We start from the raw sequence: 16,502 nt of genomic DNA, 5'->3' as shown, positions 1-16,502 counted from the left end.
TCAGAACGGCCACGCCTTGTCGGCCAGGTCGCCGATCGCGTCGCCGGCGTCGGAGGCGAAGTCGCCGACGGCGTCGACGGCGTCACCGGTGAAGTCGGTGATCGTGTCCCAGTTGTCGTAGACGAGCTGGCCGACCGCCATGCCGCCGGCGGCGATGCCGCAGACGACGTCGACGGGGGGCGGCGTCATGAGCGCCGCGGCACCGAGGCCCGTCATGACGGAGTCGTAGCCGGCACGGCCGTAGTTGCCCTCGGAGATGTCGTTGGCCACGGTGAAGCCACCGAAGGCCACACCGATCGGGCCCAGCGCCTTGCCGACGGTGCCGAGCGTGCGGGCCAACGCCCCGCCCTCGGCGAGCGACGGCATGAAGCGCGAGAGGGTGCTCCAGTTCTTCGGGTTGAGCGCGTCGCCGAACTCGGCGAGCCGGCCGGTGCTCCACGCGTTCTTGAGGTTGGCGAACAGGCCCGTCGCGCGGTCCCAGCTGCCGAGGTTGGAGAGGAAGTTCTTGATCTTCATGCCCGTGCCGAGCAGACCGACGGCCGTGCCGAGACCCTTGATCGGGGTCCACAGCGACTTGAGCAGGTCGTAGCCCGGGATGCCGCCGCTGCCCCCGCTGCCCCCGCTGCCACCGGACCCGCCGGGTCCCCCGCCGGAGCCGGAGCCACCCTGGCCGCTCGTGCTGTCCTGGGCGCCGGCGTTGCGGCGCAGCGCCTCGGCGAGCTTGCCGAGGTCGGTGCCGAACTGGGTCAGCTGCGCCTCGACCGGCGGCCAGCGGTCAATCAGGTGGTCGAGGTCGGCGCCGCCCCACTGGCCCTTGAGGGCATGGACCGCACGGCTCGCCTCTCCCTTGAGGGTGTCGCACTCACGGGCGTGCCCGGTGAAGCGCTCGGCCGACGCCCGCAGGGCCACCGGGTCGGCACCCTTCTTGTAGATCGCCATCTCTCGTACTCCCCTGATGTCGTCGCCGTGTTCGTCGTGCACGTGCCGGCCGGCTCGGAGCCGCTGTGCATGCCCCGGCGTCTCGGCCCACCCGCAACCTACGCAACCGCACCAACCCGGACAATGGGGAGGACTCCCCACGGCTGCGGCGTGTCGCAGCAGGTCGGTCGAGCGGTCGGGCGAGCGGTCGGTCGAGCGGTCGGTCAGCCGCCGAAGCGACGGTGCCGGCCGGCATACGCCCTGAGCGCCCGGAGGAAGTCGACGTGGCGGAAGTCGGGCCAGTAGGCCTCGCAGAAGTAGAACTCCGACGTCGCGCTCTGCCACAACAGGAAGCCACCGAGCCGCTGCTCGCCCGACGTGCGGATGACGAGGTCGGGGTCGGGCTGGCCCTTGGTGTAGAGGTGCCCGGCGATGTCCTCGACCGTGAGCTCCGCGGCGATCTGCTCGATGGTCTCGCCGTCAGCGGCCCGCGCGAGCAGCAGGTCGCGCACGGCGTCGGCGATCTCGCGGCGGCCGCCGTAGCCGACGGCGACGTTGACGATCATCCCGTGGACGTCCTGGGTGCGCTCGGCCGACGCGCTGAGGCTCGCGGCCGTCTCGGGCGGCAGGAGCTCGAGGGCGCCGACGATCTTGAGGTGCCAGTGCCCCGACTCGGCGAGGTCGGCGACGGCCGTCTCGATGATCTTGAGGAGCGGAGCGAGCTCCTCCTCGGCGCGGCGCAGGTTGTCGGTCGAGAGCAGCCAGAGGGTGACGTACTCGACGCCGGCCTCGCGGCACCACTCGAGCAGCTCCTCGATCTTGTCGGCCCCGGCCTGGTGGCCGCTGGCCGTGCCGGCGCCGCGGGCCTTGGCCCACCGCCGGTTGCCGTCGAGCATGACGGCGACGTGCCGCGGGAGCGCCTCCTTGGGGAGGTCCTTGAGGACTCGGCGCTCGTACGCGCCGTAGACCACATCGCGCCACCCCACGGGGCCTCCTCGTCGACTCGCTCGTGTCATCGCCGGTCACGGTCTGGGCAGCCCCGAGCGGGCCGCGGTCCCACCGTACCGCTCGCCCATCGGCGTACCGAGGCGGTCGGGTGGGAGTCGTCGCGAGGCTTTGGTGACGACCTCGTGAGGGTCTCGTGGAGGTGTCCGGGGGCCCGGGGCACTCAGGAATCCTTGAACCTACGTTGCCGTAACTTACGGTCGCGTAGGTTACAGTGGGGCGATGAGCAGCACCCCCGAGCCCACCGCTGGCCACAGCCCTGACCCCAGCACCGAGGACCCGTCGGGCACCCCCGTCGCCGACCTCGTTGCGATCGTCAAGCCCCGCCTGCGCGGCTGGCTGCACCTCGGCATGTTCCCCGTCGCCCTCATCGGCGGCCTGGTCCTCGTGCTCCTCTCCGAACCCGGGTCCGTGCGCACGGCCTCGATCGTCTTCACGATCAGCGCCGCCCTGCTCTTCGGGGTCTCGGCCGTCTACCACCGCGGCACGTGGGGCCCGAAGATGTCGGGCCTGCTCAAGCGGTTCGACCACTCGAACATCTACCTCATCATCGCGGGCACCTACACGCCGTTCGCCGTGACGCTCCTGCCGGCCGACCAGGCCCGGCTGCTGCTCCTCGTCATCTGGGGCGGCGCCATCGCCGGCGTCCTCTTCCGGGTCTTCTGGGTCGGCGCCCCGCGCTGGCTCTACACGGCGCTCTACCTCGCGCTCGGCTGGGCCGCCATCTTCTACGTCGTGCCGTTCTGGCGCGAGGGTGGCCCGCTCATCGGCTCGCTCATCGGCCTCGGCGGCCTCATGTACACCGCCGGCGGGATCGTCTACGGCACGAAGCGGCCCAACCCGTGGCCCCGGTGGTTCGGGTTCCACGAGGTCTTCCACGCCTTCACCCTCGGCGGCTTCCTCACCCACTTCGTGGCGGTGACGCTCGCCGTCATCGGCTACCAGGCAGCGACGTGACGTCGGCAGGTTTCGCGACCTGAGCCCAGAACGTCCGAACGCCCCGGCACCGTGCCGGGGCGTTCGTCGTGTCCGAGGGCGTATGCCGCTCGCAGCGTCTCAGGGGCGCGGGGTCTCGCCGTCCGAGCGAGGGCCGTCGCCCGGCTCGTCCACGTCGGGGTCCGGCGTGCCGGCCGTCGCCGGCTCGTCCTTCGTGCCAACGACGTCGGCGTCCGCGGCGAACTGCTCGGCCCGGTCCCGGTCGCGGTAGGCCATCCGGCGCAGCCGGCTGTTCATGTTGCGCACGAGGAACCACAGCGCGATCGCGAGCACGAAGAACGCGATGAAGCCCCAGATGCCGGGTCCGATCGGGAGGTTGCCGCCGCCACTCATCGCGCGTCCGCCTTCTCGCTGTCGCTGTCCGCGTCGTCGTCCTCGTCGGTGTGCGTGTCGGAGCTGTCGCCGTGGGCGCGACCGGTCTCCTGCTCGGCCTCGTCGGGCTCGGGCTCGTCGTCGACCCGGCCGTCGTGGACGAGCTCGAGGTCGGTGCGGGTCGCGAGCGCGTCGGCCTCTGCGGGGGTCCCGAGCCCGGCGAAGAGGTCGTCCTCCCCGTCGGCGATCTCGACGTAGGACAGGGCGGCCTCGAACTCCTCGACGCCCCAGACCCGTGTCTGGATCTCGAGCGGCACCTGGAACCAGAAGCCGTCGGGGTCGACCTGCGTCGCGTGCGCCATGAGCGCGCGGTCACGCGTCTCGAAGAACTCGCCGCAGGCGATCGTCGTCGTCGGGCGTCCGGAACGCCGCGGCTTCCAGTTGGCCAGCCACTCGGCATAGGGGCTCTCGAGTCCCTCGGCGAGCATCGCGTCGTGGATCGCCTCGAGGCGGTCCTTGGACCAGCCGCCGTTGTAGTAGATCTTGAGCGGCTGCCACGGCTCGCCGGCGTGCGGGTAGCGGGACGGGTCGCCCGCCGCCTCGAAGGCCGCCATGGAGACCGTGTGGCACATGATGTGGTCGGGGTGGGGGTAGCCACCCTTCTCGTCGTACGTCGTCATGACGTGCGGTCGCCACGCGCGGATGACCCGGACGAGCGCCTCGGTGGTCACGTCGATGTCCTCGAGACCGAAGCAGCCGTCGGGCAGCGGCGGCAGCGGGTCGCCCTCCGGCAGACCGGAGTCGACGAAGCCGAGCCACGTGTGCTCGCAGCCGAGCACCTCCTGCGCGGCCTTCATCTCGTCGCGGCGCACCTGGGCGATGTCGCGCAGGATGTGCGGGTCGTCCTTGAGCTTCTCGTTGAGGATGTCGCCGCGCTCGCCGCCCGTGCACGACACGACCATGACGGAGGTGCCGGCGGCGACGTACCTGGCCGTCGTCGCGGCGCCCTTGCTCGACTCGTCGTCGGGGTGCGCGTGCACCGCCATCAAACGCATGCCCTCGGCCACGTGGCTCCCTGTTCGTCGTCAGTTTCGTGGGTGGGACGCGGGTGGCTGGTGGTGTCCGGTGCCCCTCGGCGTCCGGGTCCGTGCGGCTCGCGCCGTGCCATGGGAGACACTGGACCCGTCCGCCATCCTCTCACTCCCTCGCACCTGACGATGCGCGGGCTCGAACCGCCAGGACTCCGTATGCCGTCCCGCACGACCCTGCCCCGCCCCGCCCCCGGCCAGCTGAAGTGGTGGGTCGTCGGCACGGTCGGCATCCTCGCCGGTGTCGGCCTCGCCATCTGGTTCGGCCTGTCGTCCACGCTGGGCCAGCCGAGCTGGCAGACCCTGGGCTACAAGGTGGTCAGCGACCAGCAGGTGCGGGTCGACTTCCAGGTCTACCGACCGGGTGGCACCGCCCTGACGTGCACGGTGGAGGCGCTGGCGCGCGACTTTGCCCCCGTCGGGACGAGCACCGTGCAGGTGCCGGCGAGCGCCGACGAGACGACGGACGAGTCGGTGACGCTCCGCACGACGTCACGAGCCGTGACCGGACAGGTCAAGACCTGCTCGTGAACGGTGCCGCCGCCGGGGGTCGCCAGCACGGAAATGCCGCGTGAACTGCACGTTTGCCGTTCATTTTGTTATCCTTGTTGCTTCATCCAGGGTCCGGACCCGTCGCCGACCGGCATCACGAGTCGACGACACCACGGTTCGGGCCCATATTTTTGTGCAGGCGCCCACGCGAGCACCGCGTGGGCGCTGTTCATCCGAGGAGTGACACACCGTGACCGAGACTGCCGCTGGCTTCCTGACCCAGGAGGCCCATGACCGCCTCAAGGCGGAGCTCGACCAGCTGACGGGCGAAGGTCGCCTCGAGATCGCGCACAAGATCGAGGAGGCCCGCGAGGAGGGCGACCTCAAGGAGAACGGCGGCTACCACGCCGCCCGCGAGGAGCAGGGCAAGATGGAGGCCCGCATCCGCCAGCTCACCGAGCTGCTCCAGAACGCGACGATCGGCGAGACGCCCCCCGACGACGGCGTCGTCGAGCCGGGCATGCTCGTGACCGTCGAGATCTTCGGCGACGAGGAGACCTTCCTGCTCGGCAACCGTGAGATCGCTGACGGCTCCGACCTCCAGGTCTTCTCCGAGAAGTCCGCCATGGGCGCCGCCATCAACGGCAAGAGCGTCGGCGACAGCACGAGCTACGTCGCCCCCAACGGGAAGACCATCGGCGTCAAGATCATCGCCGCGAAGCCCTACACCGGCTGAGCACCGCAGACGCCTGACCGAGCGGGCCGGCCCCTCCACGGAGGGGCCGGCCCGCTCGCACATCCCCACCCTCACCCGTCGAAAGGCCGAAGTTCGCGGGTCCCTGATCGTCGAAAGGCCAAAGATCGCGGTTGCCACCGCTAAGACCGTCGACGGCGAGGCCGAGCGAACTGAGCAGGCGCGAAGAACTGCGGCGCGGCGGCGATCACGTCCAGCACGTGAGCGTTGACCCCCAGGCAGCCGGCGATCTCGCGCAGCTTCGCGGCACGGGCTTCGTGCTCGAACACGTCGGCAGAGACGATCTCGACGACGGCCCAGTCGCCTCGCTCGACCCGGTCACGGCGGAGACCGTCATGGACCTTGTCCCGTGAGCGAGTGTGGAACTCGACGCCCATGTACTCCCCCACGACACGTTGCTGCTCCCAGACGAGGTCGCCGAACCCGAGCAACTCGCCGGTGTGACTGACCACCGGGCGGTTGTGACCAGGCTCCGGAAGTCCTGCCCGAGTGACCATCAGACGGCTACGGGTCTCCATGGGCGACCACGCTCCGAGCCGCACCCGTGGCAGGGCGAACGTCAGGGTCACCTTGCCACGGGGCCGCACCCGCGCCTCGACGGCCCGCTTGAGCGGGGCGACCTCCCCCAGGAGGTTTGCTGCCGCATCGCCCGCAACGATGAGGTCATCGAGGCCAACCGGGAGTCCGGCACCGACGTACTCCCCGAGGTCCGCCCACGTGTCCGCAGGTCCGACGACCGGAAGACCGTGAACCTCGACGACCTCTCTCGACTCCAGACCGCGGTGGCCCATCACCTCACCGCGCCGGATCCGATTGGCATCGGTGGGCGTGACGATGTGGATGTGCGGATCCTCGTCGAGCGCATAGGGCAGGGGGATCCCGAGGAGACGAGCCGCCGTGGCGTGCGCGAACGCGAACTCCTGGGGCGCCGCGGCGGCGAACGCATACGTACGCTCGAGCAGCGTCGTCGGAATCTCGACGGTGCGGACGCCCGGTGTCGGGGTCCACAGGTCGTCGGCACGCAGTCGGGAGGGTGTCACTCCCCGTCGGAGGGCCTCGGACGTCCTGAAGGGACGAGTGAGCAGGTCGGGTGGCAGTGCTTGGGCTTCCATGCCCAGACGGTCCGACGCCCATGGCACGGCGCGCGACGCCCGTCGGGTCACCTGTGCGTAACGGCGCCTGCGGCCAAAGAGGTGTGGACAACGGTTGGTGCCCGCAAGCGTTGGCCCCTCGACGGGTCAGCACCCGCAAACGTTGGCCCCTCGACGGGTCGGCACCCGCAAACGTTGGCCTTTCGACGGTTAGAGGATTTGGGTGGCTACGGCTCGGGCGAGGTGGCCCTCGTCGGGGTCGTCGGCGAGCAGGCCTGCCGCGAAGAGGAGGTATGCCGTGTCGACCGTCGCGCGGGCGGCGCGCGGCACCTTCCAGCCACCGGCGTGGTCGGCGAGGACCGCGCCGAGCACGTGGTCGCGCCCGGCGGCGTCTGTGTGGCGCAGCACTCCCCCGGACCCGACGAGCGCCGTGACGTTCGCGAGCGGCCGCGGCGACTCTGTCGGCTGGGCCGGGCGTGCGTGCCGGCGCACCGCGACGAGCGCCGCCAGCCGCGCGAGCTCGAGGTCGAGCACGCGCTCGGCGTCGTCGACGGGGAGCGAGCCGGGGCGCTCGTGGACGCGGGCGGCATACGCGGTCAGGGCGTCGCGGTCGGCGACGGTGTCGAGCAGGTGCTCGGCCACGGCGGCCTCGACGACGTGCTCGGCGTTCCACCGCATGCCGAGGTCGCCCTCGACGGTGCGGGCGTGCCACAGCGGGGCCACGACGTCCTTGCGCAGGCCGGCGTCCTCGCCCTCGGGGGTCAGGCAGGAGTAGACGTCGGTCGTCGCACCGCCGACGTCGACGACGAGGACGTCGCCGCCGTCGGTCACCGAGGCCAGCACCTCGACGCCGCGCAGGACGACGTCGGGGGTCGCGGCCTCGACCATCGCGGCGAAGGCCGGGTCACGCGACAGCCCCTTGCCGCCGATGACGTGGCGCAGGAAGGCGTCGCGGATCGCGGCCCGTGCCGACTCGGGCGCGATGACCCCGATCTGCGGGAGGACGTTCTCGGCGAGGACGGTCGGCCGGCCCGTCGTCGCGAGGACGGCCGCCGCCTCGTCGCGCGCGTCGACGTTGCCGGCGACGACGACCGGCACGGCGTGCGCCCCGTGCCCGCCGATGGCGCCCTTGGCGAGCCGGGAGGCGTTGTGCAGCAGGACGTTGCTGTTGCCGCCGTCGGTGCCGCCGACGAGCAGGATCATGTCGGGCCGGGCCGCGCGGATGCCCGCGACGTCGGCGGTCGTCAGCTCCCCGGCCGCGACGTGGACGACCTTGGCCCCGGCGGACAGGCCGACCCGGTGCCCGGCCTGGGCGGTGACGGTGCGCTCGTAGCCGACGACGGCGAGCCGCAGCCCACCACCCGCGCTCGAGCAGGCCCGCACCGTCGCGTCGTCAGGGACGTCCAGCTCGTCGCGCAGCGTCCGGTAGCCGTCGAGGATGTCGCCCCGACCCTCGGTGCCGGTCGTCGGGGTCGACGCCGTGCCGAGCACGGCGCCGTCGTCGGCGAGGAGGGCACCCTTGGTGAACGTCGACCCGAAGTCGACGGTGAGGATCGTCATGCGCGGTGGTGGTCTCGTGGCGCGGAGCGGTCAGCCGTGGATGTCGAGCGCCTCGCGCAGGTCGGCGATGAGGTCGTCGACGTCCTCGATGCCGACCGAGAGGCGGATGAGGTCGGACGGCACCTCGAGCTCGGTGCCGGCGACGCTCGCGTGCGTCATGCGACCCGGGTGCTCGATGAGCGACTCGACACCGCCGAGCGACTCGCCCAGCGTCCAGAGGCTCACGGCCGCGCACGCCTTGACGGCGGCGTCCTCACCGCGACGCATCCGGAAGCTGACCATGCCGCCGAAGCGCTTCATCTGGCGCGCGGCGACATCGTGGTTGGCGTGGCCGGGCAGCCCCGGGTAGAGCACCTGGGAGACGCCGTCGTGGCCCTCGAGGAACTCGACGACCTTCTCGGCGTTGTCGCAGTGGCGCTCCATGCGGAGGGCGAGGGTCTTGAGCCCGCGCAAGGTCAGCCACGAGTCGAACGGCCCGGCGACGCCGCCGATGCTGTTCTGGTGGAAGGCGATCCGCTCCTCGGCGTCTGCGTAGCCGGGCACCGTGATGCTCCTGGCTGTCACGACGGCGCCGCCGACGACGTCGCTGTGGCCGCCGGAGTACTTGGTCGTCGAGTGCGTCACGACGTCGGCGCCGAGCGCGAGCGGGCTCTGGAGGTAGGCCGTCGCGAATGTGTTGTCGACGACGAGCACGGCGCCCGCCTCGTGGGCGATCGCGGCGATGGCCTCGATGTCGGCGATGCCGAGCAGCGGGTTGGTCGGGGTCTCGACCCAGACCATCTTCGTCTGCCCGGGACGGATCGCGGCACGGACCGCCTCGAGGTCGCCCATGTCGGCGATGGAGTGCTCGATGCCCTGGGGCTTCGCGACCTTGTTGAAGTAGCGGTACGTGCCGCCGTAGGCGTCGTTCGGGACGACGACGTGGTCGCCGGGGACGAGCAGAGCGCGGGCGACAGTGTCCTGGCCGGCGAGGCCGGACGCGAAGGCGAAGCCGCGGCTGCCGCCCTCGAGCGCGGCGATGCACTCCTCGAGCGCGGTCCGGGTCGGGTTGGCCGACCGGCTGTACTCGTAGCCGTTGCGGAAGCCGCCGATGCCGTCCTGCTTGTAGGTCGAGACCTGGTAGATCGGGGGCACCACCGCTCCAGTGAGCTCGTCGGCCTCCTGGCCGGCGTGGATGGCGCGTGTGGAGAAGCCGTGCTCGTCAGACATGAGGACGAGCCTATGCCCTGAGCCGCGGCCCCCCGAAGCCCGTCGGGCTCCGCCGCCACCCGCGACGGCGGCGCTGCGGCGGAGGTCACACCGACGTCTGCGATGCTGCCCCGGTGGGGCCCGACTTCGACTACAGCAACCGCAGCCACCGACCGCGTGGTCCGGTGCTGTCGGCGCTCTCGACGGCCTTCCCCGGCATCCGCTCGGTCCAGGAGCAGGTGCTGCCGTATGCCGGGTGGTGGGAGTCCCACAACCGCGTGGCCGCCGCGGGTGGCAGGCCCCTGTGGGTCGCCCTCGGCGACTCGATGACGCAGGGCATCGGCGCGAGCGCCCCGGACCGCGGGTGGGTCGGGCAGCTGAGCGAGCGGCTCACCGTGCGCGGCTGGGACCACCGCATCGTCAACCTCGGAGTCAACGGCGCGCGGGTCGAGGACGTGCTCGACCGGCAGCTACCGGCTCTCGAGTCCCTCGCCACGGACGGCCAGACGCCCACGCTGGTCACGGTCGTCATCGGTTCGAACGACGTCGTCATGCGCCGCCACCGTCGTGGGCTCGTCGAGCGCTTCGCGGCGATGCTCGACCGGTTGCCCGAGGGTGCGCTCGTCTCGAACCTGCCCAACCCGCACCGCGAGGCCCGCGCCGTCGACGCCATGCTGCGCGCACGCGCCGACGCCGGTCACCTCGTTCTCGTCGACATGCGCCGTGACGGGCCCCGGTCGTGGCGGGGCCGACTCGCGTCGGACAAGTTCCACCCCAACGACCGCGGCTACGCCGAGATGGCGACCGTCGTGGAGCGCGCCGTCGACCGAGCGGGCCTCATCGCCTGAGCCGGCCGGACGGCATACGTCCTCGGGTTGCGCTGCGCCGCAGCGCCGCTCAGTCGAGCGGGTCGAGGATGCGGTGCAGGAACTGGCGGGCTCGCTCGGTGCGCGGTCGGGTCAGCACCTCGTCCGGCGTGCCGCGCTCGACGACGACACCACCGTCCATGAAGAGCACCTGGTCCGCGACCTGCTGGGCGAAGCGGATCTCGTGCGTGACCACGACCATGGTCCAGCCCTGTGCCGCAAGGTTCTTCATGACCACGAGCACCTCGCCGACGAGCTCGGGGTCGAGGGCCGACGTCGGCTCGTCGAAGAGCATCAGCTTGGGCTTGATGGCGAGCGCGCGGGCGATGCCGACGCGCTGCTGCTGCCCGCCGGAGAGCTGGTAGGGGTAGGCGTCGGCCTTCTCCTCGAGCCCGACGAGCCGCAGCAGCTCGCGCGCCTCCTCAGCCACCTCGGCGCGGTCGCGACGCTGCGCGAGGACCGGCCCCGCCGTGACGTTCTCGAGCACCGTCAGGTGCGGGAAGAGATGGTGCGACTGGAAGACCATGCCGCTCTGGGCGCGGAGGGTCGCCACCTGCTGCCTGGTCACCGGACGCTGCGCGAAGTCGACCTCGACCTCACCGATGCGGACGACGCCAGCGTCGGCGACGTCGAGCGCGTTGAGCGAGCGCAGCACCGTCGTCTTGCCCGAACCCGAAGGGCCGATGAGGACGGTGACGCTCCCCGGGGCGACCTCGAAGTCGATCGACCGGAGCACCTCGTGGTCGCCGAACGACTTCGCGAGGCCGGACACCGAGACGAGCGGGGCGGGCCGCGGCGCAGCGGATTCCGCCGACATCAAGGGGGTGGTGGGCTCGGTCATGTCGAGACGTACCTGTTCTGTCGTTCCTCGAGACGGGCTTGGACGAAGGAGAGGACGAGGCACACGACCCAGTAGTAGACGGCGGCGACGCCGTAGAGCGCGAAGAACTCGTAGGTCGGTGCCGCGGCCTCCTGCGCCACGCGGAGCAGCTCGGTGACCTGGATGGTCGAGGCGAGCGAGGTGTCCTTGACGAGGGAGATGAGCGTGTTGGACAGCGGTGGGATGGCCGTGCGCACGGCTTGCGGCAGGACCACCCGGCGCAGGGTCGTGACGTAGCCCATCCCGACCGTCGAGGCCGCCTCCCACTGGCCCTTGGGGACCGAGAGGATGGCCGAACGGATCACCTCGGCCGCATAGCCACCGACGTTGAGAGTGAAGGCGACGACCGCGGCCGGGAAGGGGTCGAAGCGCACCCCGAGGGCGGGCAGGCCGTAGTAGATGATGAAGAGCTGGAGCAGCAGCGGCGTGCCACGAACCAGCGAGACGTAGATCCGCGCCAGGGACGAGACCACCCGCACCGACGACAGCCGCATGAGGGCGACGCCGAGCGCGAGGACCAGCCCGAGGACGAAGCTGATGAGAGTCAGCGGGATCGTCGTGGTCACCGTGGCCCGCAGGAGCGGGCCCAGCGAGTCGAGGATCAGCTGGGTCGTCTGTTCGTTCACGACCCGATCACGAACCGGAGGCGCCGGCCGGCTGCTTCGAGACGTCGGCCGAGAAGTACTTGTGCGAGATCTTCGTCAGGGTGCCGTCGGCCTCGAGGTCGGCGAGCGCCGTGTCGATGGCGGCGACGAGGTCGGAGTCCTTGCGCGTCGCGACGACCTGCTCGGAGACGTCACCGGTCTTGGCCGCGATCTTCACCGTCGTGTCGCCCGTCGACTTCAGGTAGTCGAGGACCGCGAGGCTGTCGTTGACGGTCGCGTCGACACGCGACTGCTTGAGCAGCGTGATGGCTTGGGTGAATCCCTCGACCGACTCGACCTGGGCGCCGGCATCCTTGGCGACCTTGGCCCAGTTGCTCGTCAGGCTCTGCGCCGACTTCTTGCCCTCGAGGCTCGTGAGCGAGGAGATCGTCGCGTCGTCGGCGCGGGTGGCGATGACGCCCTCGGACCACGTGTAGGTGCTGCTCAGGCCGTAGAGGCCGGCGCGCTCCGGGTTCTTCGTGACCTGGTTGACGACGACGTCGTAGCGGTCGGCGGCCAGACCGGCGAAGATCGCGTCCCACGGCGTCTCGACGTACTCGACCTTGACGCCGAGCTTGTCGGCGACGGCCTTCGCGACCTCGACGTCGTAGCCGGTCAGGGCGTTCGTCTTCGGGTCGTGGAACGAGAACGGCGAGTAGGTGCCCTCCGTGGCGACGCGCAGGACGCCCGCCTGCTTGACGGACTCGAGGTCCGAGCCGCCACCGGAGCCGGTGCTGCAAGCGGTGAGGACGACGGCGACGAGCGTGGCGAGCAGGGCGGTGAGGGTGAACCTCGAACGCATGGTGGGCACTTCCTGGTGGATCGGTGGGATGGGGTCGGGACGGCCGCCAACCTATAAGCCCATCTTGGGATGGGCATAATCAGGTGTCGGCATGGCCCACCGCGTGCCAACCGAGCGCGAGCCGTTCGCATTCCCGCCCGGAGTGTCACCACCGCCGCGGAGGTGCTCAGTCGTCGAGCGAACGGACGTAGTCGGCGAGGGCGGCACGGTCGGTGCCCAGCGTCTTGACGTCGTGCCCGAGGGTCGCGGTCGCCTCGCGCGCCGTCAGGGAGAAGGTGCTGCCCGGGCCGGTGACGTGGACGGCGTCGAGGTTGGTCACCGTGCCGAGCAGCAGCGTGGCCGGCCCGGTGAGGTCGGTCGCGTCGAGCGGTTTCGCCGGGTCGGTGACGGTGATCGTCACGGCATACGGAGGTCGGGTCGTCCACAGCGAGAGCGTGTAGCTGCCGGCGGGTCCGAAGCCGGCGTCCCCGACGAGAGCGATGACCTTGGAGTTGTCGCCGACGTATGCCGTCCGGTCGGCCCAGAGCGCCTGCGCGCGGTCACCCGCAGCGACCGACCCGGACGCGTCGGGAGACGGGGCGTCGGCCGGGGACGAGGTGCACCCGGCGAGGGCGACGACCCCGACGGCGAGCGAGGCGACGACGTTCCGGACCATGTGGGGTCTCCTGTCTGCGGCACCGACCACCGGTGCGCTGCAGGTCAGGGACGCCGCGTGCACTCCCGCGGTTCCCGTCCGCCGCGGTGGGATCGAGCCACTCCTCGCGAGGGGCTCAGCCGACGCCGTGGTCGCGGGCCCAGAGCGCCGCCGACGTCCGGTCACCGACGCCGAGCCGACGGAAGACGTTGCCGAGGTGCACCTTGACGGTGCGTTCGCTGATGCCGAGGGTGCGGGCGATCTGCTTGTTGGCGAGGCCTCGTGCGACGTGTGTCAGCACCTCGCGCTCGCGCTCGCTCAGGGCCGGCCCGGCCGAGCGCCGGTCGGGCGACGGGAGCAGCGCGCGAGCCACGCGCGGGTCGAGGGGCGCGTGTCCGGCGGCCGCGGCGCGGACCGCGTCGAGGACGTCCCGGGGCTCGCTGTCCTTCAGCAGGTAGCCGATGGCCCCGGCCTCGACCGCGGCGCGAACCCGGTCGGCCTCCGCGAACGAGGTGAGGACGACGACGGGAGACGTGGTGCCGGCGGCGCGGAGGCGGCGGATCGCCTCGACGCCGTCGACGCCGGGCATCGAGAGGTCCATGAGGACGACGTCGGGACCGAGGTCGCCGACGACCACGACGGCCTCCGCCCCGTCGGCGGCCTCCCCGACGACGCGGAGGTCGTCGCTGGCGTCGATGATGGTGCGCAGGCCGGCACGGACCAGCCGGTGGTCGTCCACGACGACGACGGTCGTCATCCGTCCTCCTTCTGCACCGGGAGTGCGAGCAGCCACTGCGTGCCGCGTCCCGGCGCGGACCGGACCCGCAGGACCGCCCCGACGTCGGTCGCCAGGTCGGCGAGGACGCGTACGCCGAAGTGTCCCTCGAGACGGGGCAACAGTGTGGGATCGAAGCCGATCCCGTCGTCCCGGACCCGGAGCACGACCGGGCGCGCCGGGTCGGAGCCGTCGGCGGAGAGCCGGATCCAGACGTGCGTGGCCCCGGCGTGGCGCACGACGTTGCGCAGGCACTCGCGGGTGACGCGGTGCGCCACCTGCTGGGCCAGCTCGCCGAGCCGCGCGGCCTGCTCCCCGTCGACGTCGACGGACACCGCGATGCCGCGTCCGGCGAGCGGACGAGCGAGGTCGGTGACGGCCGTCGCGAGGCCGGCGTCCGCGAGCCGCTCGGGGTAGATGTCGACGAGCAGGGAACGCAGGCTGGCGATGCTCGCCCGCACCGTGGAGGCCGCGTCGCCGATCGTCGAGGAGAGTGCCGAGCGGCCCTGTGCCCGTGCGGACTCCGCAGCGCCGCTGACGGCGAAGGAGCTCGCGACGAGGTCCTGGACCGGACCGTCGTGGAGGTCGGCCGCGATGCGGCGGCGTTCCCGGGCCGAGGCGTCGACCGCGCGCCGCAGCAGGGACTCGCGCTGCTCCTGCGCGGTGCCGAGCCGGTCGAGCAGGCGCCAGATGATCGGCGCCATGAGGACGAGGAGCAGCAGGAGGCTGCTCGCGAGCACTCCGGCCAGACCGCGCCACAGGTCGAAGGCGCGCGTGCTGACGGGACCGTAGTCGCCGTAGACCTCGAAGAGCAGCTCGGAGCCGGACGGGGTCCACACCGGGCGGTACACCTCGAGGAGCTTGCCGCCGTAGCGCTCGAACTCGTTCTCGGACCGGTCGAGGTCGGACACCTCGGCCCGGGTCTGCGGCGCGACGAGAGTCTCGCGCTGCTCGTCGCCCAGCGCGAAGTGCTGACCCACGAGCCGCGTCTCGTCGGCGTAGACGATGCGTCCGTCCGGTGCCCACAGCTTGACCCTGACGATCCCGTTGGGCAGCACACGTGCGCGGACGACCTGGTCGAGAGCGGCGTACGCGGCCGGGTCACCGGTGAGGAGGGCGTCCTGCAGCACCGGCTGGACGACGGCCAGGGCCAGCAGGTTCGTCGTGTGCGCCGCGTCGTTGACGGCTTCGCGCTCGGCGAGCCGGCTCGCCGCGAACGAGGCCCCGACCACGACGACGACGAAGACGACGAGGGCCGCGAGCCCGAGCTGCACGAGCATCCGGCGCCGGCTCGGCAGGGGGCGCACCCGCGCCGGGGCGACGCCGTCGGCGAGCGTCCACCAAGGGGGGAGGTCCCGGTGGTCACGCCCGCCGACGGCTCGCGGCGCGTCCGGGGGCTGGGGGTCCCCCGGGTGCGGCGCCGGCACAGGCACCGGGATCGTGTCCCCGGCGCCTGCGCGGTCGGTGCGCTGACTGGTCAGTGGTCGTCACCACCCGAGTCGTCCGAGCCGTGGCCTCCGGACGAGTGCGAGCCGGACGCGTGCGGGCCGGAGTCATCGGAGCCGGAACGCCCCGACCCCGAGTCGTCGCCCCCCGAGTGCGACGACCCGGAACCGGAGGACCCGGACGAGCCGGAGCCCGAGGAGCCGGAACCCGACGAGGCAGAGCCCGACGAGCCGCCCGCACGGTGGTCGTCGCCGGCCTCGGTGCGGGAGTCGCGGGGACGGTCGCCGCCGTGGTCGTCACCGACCTCGGTGGTCCGGGTGGCGCTCGGGGTGGCGGACGGCATACCCGTCGGGGTCGGGTCGTCGTCGCCGGACTCCGGCAGGAGCTGCGCCGACGCGGGGACGCGGGCGGGGACGCTCTGGGCGAAGGAGCTGTTGCCGACGAGGCCGAGGGTGGCCGGGACGAGGGCGGCGACAGCAGCCGCGGCGAGGGTGAGGCGTCTCATGGGGGTGGACCTTTCGTGGGTGGGCGCGAGGGCGGCGGGCTGCGGTCAGCCGGGGTAGACGACGGTGGCTCGGCACTCCTGGCCCGTCGCCGCGTAGCGGGCGTAGGCGCGGATCGTGTCCGAACCGGCGCGGTTCGTGACGAGGCTGCGCACCGTGAACGAGCCGCTCGGCGCCGTCGTGACGGCGGACCCGGACCGGACCGGGATGGTGTTGTCGCTGAGCGCGACGCTCCAGCGCTGGCCGACGCGGTTGCTGTCGACCTCGAGCTCGACCCGGATCCGGCGGTCGTCCTGCTTGGCCTTGAGCGTCCACGTCGCGCCGGCCGAGCAGGTGCCCGACGTGCGCACCTCGAGTCCCTTGGCCGAGGCGGCCGGCGCGAGGGTGACGGCGCCTGACGCGAGGGCTGCTGCGACGAGGGCGATGGCGGACGTGGCGGTGAGAGTTCGGCGAGTCCTCATGCGTGACCTCCTGGTGGGGGCCCGTCCCGGGTGGTCCGCGGCGGGTCAGCGGGTGCTGTGGGTCCACCGTGCGTCCTCGGGGCGGGC

19 protein-coding genes are annotated in these 16,502 nt (G+C 71.9%); 4 read left to right on the top strand and 15 right to left on the bottom strand.

Going from position 1 to position 16,502, the window contains the following annotated elements:
• Both AB4Z14_RS02935 and AB4Z14_RS02930 read right to left on the bottom strand, forming a co-directional pair.
• The gene (locus AB4Z14_RS02935) at positions 1 to 939 is read right to left on the bottom strand and encodes a hypothetical protein (protein WP_442273857.1); all 939 of its coding nucleotides are present in this window, start codon (positions 937 to 939) and stop codon (positions 1 to 3) included.
• Positions 940 to 1,142: 203 nt separating this feature from the next.
• Positions 1,143 to 1,934: an isoprenyl transferase gene (locus AB4Z14_RS02930; RefSeq protein WP_442273856.1), complete on the bottom strand. Its 792-nt coding sequence runs from the start codon at positions 1,932 to 1,934 to the stop codon at positions 1,143 to 1,145.
• Positions 1,935 to 2,145: 211 nt separating this feature from the next.
• On the opposite strand from AB4Z14_RS02930, the gene trhA reads away from it, so the two are divergent.
• On the top strand, positions 2,146 to 2,880 hold the full coding sequence (trhA, locus tag AB4Z14_RS02925) for a PAQR family membrane homeostasis protein TrhA (protein ID WP_442273855.1): 735 nt from the start codon (positions 2,146 to 2,148) through the stop codon (positions 2,878 to 2,880).
• Between the two features lie 99 nt (positions 2,881 to 2,979).
• Here trhA and AB4Z14_RS02920 read toward each other — a convergent pair whose 3' ends face one another.
• A complete protein-coding gene (locus tag AB4Z14_RS02920) occupies positions 2,980 to 3,252 on the bottom strand; it encodes a hypothetical protein (protein ID WP_442273854.1) in 273 nt (90 codons plus the stop codon).
• A complete protein-coding gene (gene mca / locus AB4Z14_RS02915; protein WP_442274017.1) occupies positions 3,249 to 4,277 on the bottom strand; it encodes a mycothiol conjugate amidase Mca in 1,029 nt (342 codons plus the stop codon). The genes AB4Z14_RS02920 and mca overlap by 4 nt, the downstream gene beginning before the upstream one ends.
• 201 nt (positions 4,278 to 4,478) lie before the next feature.
• Between mca and AB4Z14_RS02910 the strand changes: the two genes are divergently transcribed.
• Together AB4Z14_RS02910 and greA are read left to right on the top strand one after the other, a co-directional pair.
• The gene (locus tag AB4Z14_RS02910; protein ID WP_442273853.1) at positions 4,479 to 4,850 is read left to right on the top strand and encodes a DUF4307 domain-containing protein; all 372 of its coding nucleotides are present in this window, start codon (positions 4,479 to 4,481) and stop codon (positions 4,848 to 4,850) included.
• Positions 4,851 to 5,061: 211 nt separating this feature from the next.
• Positions 5,062 to 5,547, top strand: coding sequence for a transcription elongation factor GreA (gene greA / locus AB4Z14_RS02905; protein WP_442273852.1), 486 nt, complete (start codon positions 5,062 to 5,064; stop codon positions 5,545 to 5,547).
• Between the two features lie 140 nt (positions 5,548 to 5,687).
• Here the strand turns inward: greA and AB4Z14_RS02900 are convergent, their stop codons facing one another.
• From AB4Z14_RS02900 to AB4Z14_RS02890, 3 genes are all read right to left on the bottom strand, one after another.
• A complete protein-coding gene (locus tag AB4Z14_RS02900) occupies positions 5,688 to 6,677 on the bottom strand; it encodes a hypothetical protein (RefSeq protein WP_442273851.1) in 990 nt (329 codons plus the stop codon).
• Positions 6,678 to 6,866: 189 nt separating this feature from the next.
• A complete protein-coding gene (locus tag AB4Z14_RS02895) occupies positions 6,867 to 8,216 on the bottom strand; it encodes a glutamate mutase L (protein WP_442273850.1) in 1,350 nt (449 codons plus the stop codon).
• A gap of 30 nt (positions 8,217 to 8,246) precedes the next feature.
• Complete coding sequence (locus AB4Z14_RS02890; protein WP_442273849.1) at positions 8,247 to 9,425, bottom strand: cystathionine gamma-synthase; 1,179 nt, start codon at positions 9,423 to 9,425, stop codon at positions 8,247 to 8,249.
• 113 nt (positions 9,426 to 9,538) lie between these two features.
• On the opposite strand from AB4Z14_RS02890, the gene AB4Z14_RS02885 reads away from it, so the two are divergent.
• A complete protein-coding gene (locus tag AB4Z14_RS02885; protein ID WP_442273848.1) occupies positions 9,539 to 10,252 on the top strand; it encodes an SGNH/GDSL hydrolase family protein in 714 nt (237 codons plus the stop codon).
• A 49-nt stretch (positions 10,253 to 10,301) separates the two neighbouring features.
• Here AB4Z14_RS02885 and AB4Z14_RS02880 read toward each other — a convergent pair whose 3' ends face one another.
• From AB4Z14_RS02880 to AB4Z14_RS02845, 8 genes are all read right to left on the bottom strand, one after another.
• Positions 10,302 to 11,111: an amino acid ABC transporter ATP-binding protein gene (locus AB4Z14_RS02880; RefSeq protein ID WP_442273847.1), complete on the bottom strand. Its 810-nt coding sequence runs from the start codon at positions 11,109 to 11,111 to the stop codon at positions 10,302 to 10,304.
• A complete protein-coding gene (locus tag AB4Z14_RS02875; RefSeq protein WP_056778147.1) occupies positions 11,108 to 11,776 on the bottom strand; it encodes an amino acid ABC transporter permease in 669 nt (222 codons plus the stop codon). The genes AB4Z14_RS02880 and AB4Z14_RS02875 overlap by 4 nt, the downstream gene beginning before the upstream one ends.
• 7 nt (positions 11,777 to 11,783) lie before the next feature.
• Entirely contained in the window at positions 11,784 to 12,596 is an 813-nt protein-coding gene (locus tag AB4Z14_RS02870; RefSeq protein ID WP_442273846.1) for a transporter substrate-binding domain-containing protein, read from the bottom strand.
• 166 nt (positions 12,597 to 12,762) lie between these two features.
• Positions 12,763 to 13,251: a DUF4825 domain-containing protein gene (locus tag AB4Z14_RS02865; RefSeq protein ID WP_442273845.1), complete on the bottom strand. Its 489-nt coding sequence runs from the start codon at positions 13,249 to 13,251 to the stop codon at positions 12,763 to 12,765.
• Between the two features lie 115 nt (positions 13,252 to 13,366).
• Entirely contained in the window at positions 13,367 to 13,987 is a 621-nt protein-coding gene (locus tag AB4Z14_RS02860) for a response regulator (RefSeq protein WP_442273844.1), read from the bottom strand.
• Positions 13,984 to 15,438, bottom strand: a complete 1,455-nt coding sequence (locus tag AB4Z14_RS02855) for a sensor histidine kinase (protein ID WP_442273843.1) — start codon at positions 15,436 to 15,438, stop codon at positions 13,984 to 13,986. Before AB4Z14_RS02855 ends, AB4Z14_RS02860 begins: the two co-directional genes overlap by 4 nt.
• A gap of 44 nt (positions 15,439 to 15,482) precedes the next feature.
• Complete coding sequence (locus AB4Z14_RS02850) at positions 15,483 to 15,956, bottom strand: hypothetical protein (protein ID WP_442273842.1); 474 nt, start codon at positions 15,954 to 15,956, stop codon at positions 15,483 to 15,485.
• Between the two features lie 45 nt (positions 15,957 to 16,001).
• Positions 16,002 to 16,415: a hypothetical protein gene (locus AB4Z14_RS02845; RefSeq protein ID WP_442273841.1), complete on the bottom strand. Its 414-nt coding sequence runs from the start codon at positions 16,413 to 16,415 to the stop codon at positions 16,002 to 16,004.
• Positions 16,416 to 16,502 lie beyond the last annotated feature (87 nt).

It is taken from the genome of Terrabacter sp. 2TAF16 (assembly GCF_052115065.1).
Taxonomy (GTDB): domain Bacteria; phylum Actinomycetota; class Actinomycetes; order Actinomycetales; family Dermatophilaceae; genus Terrabacter.
This window is presented reverse-complemented; position numbering and strand designations above follow the sequence as displayed.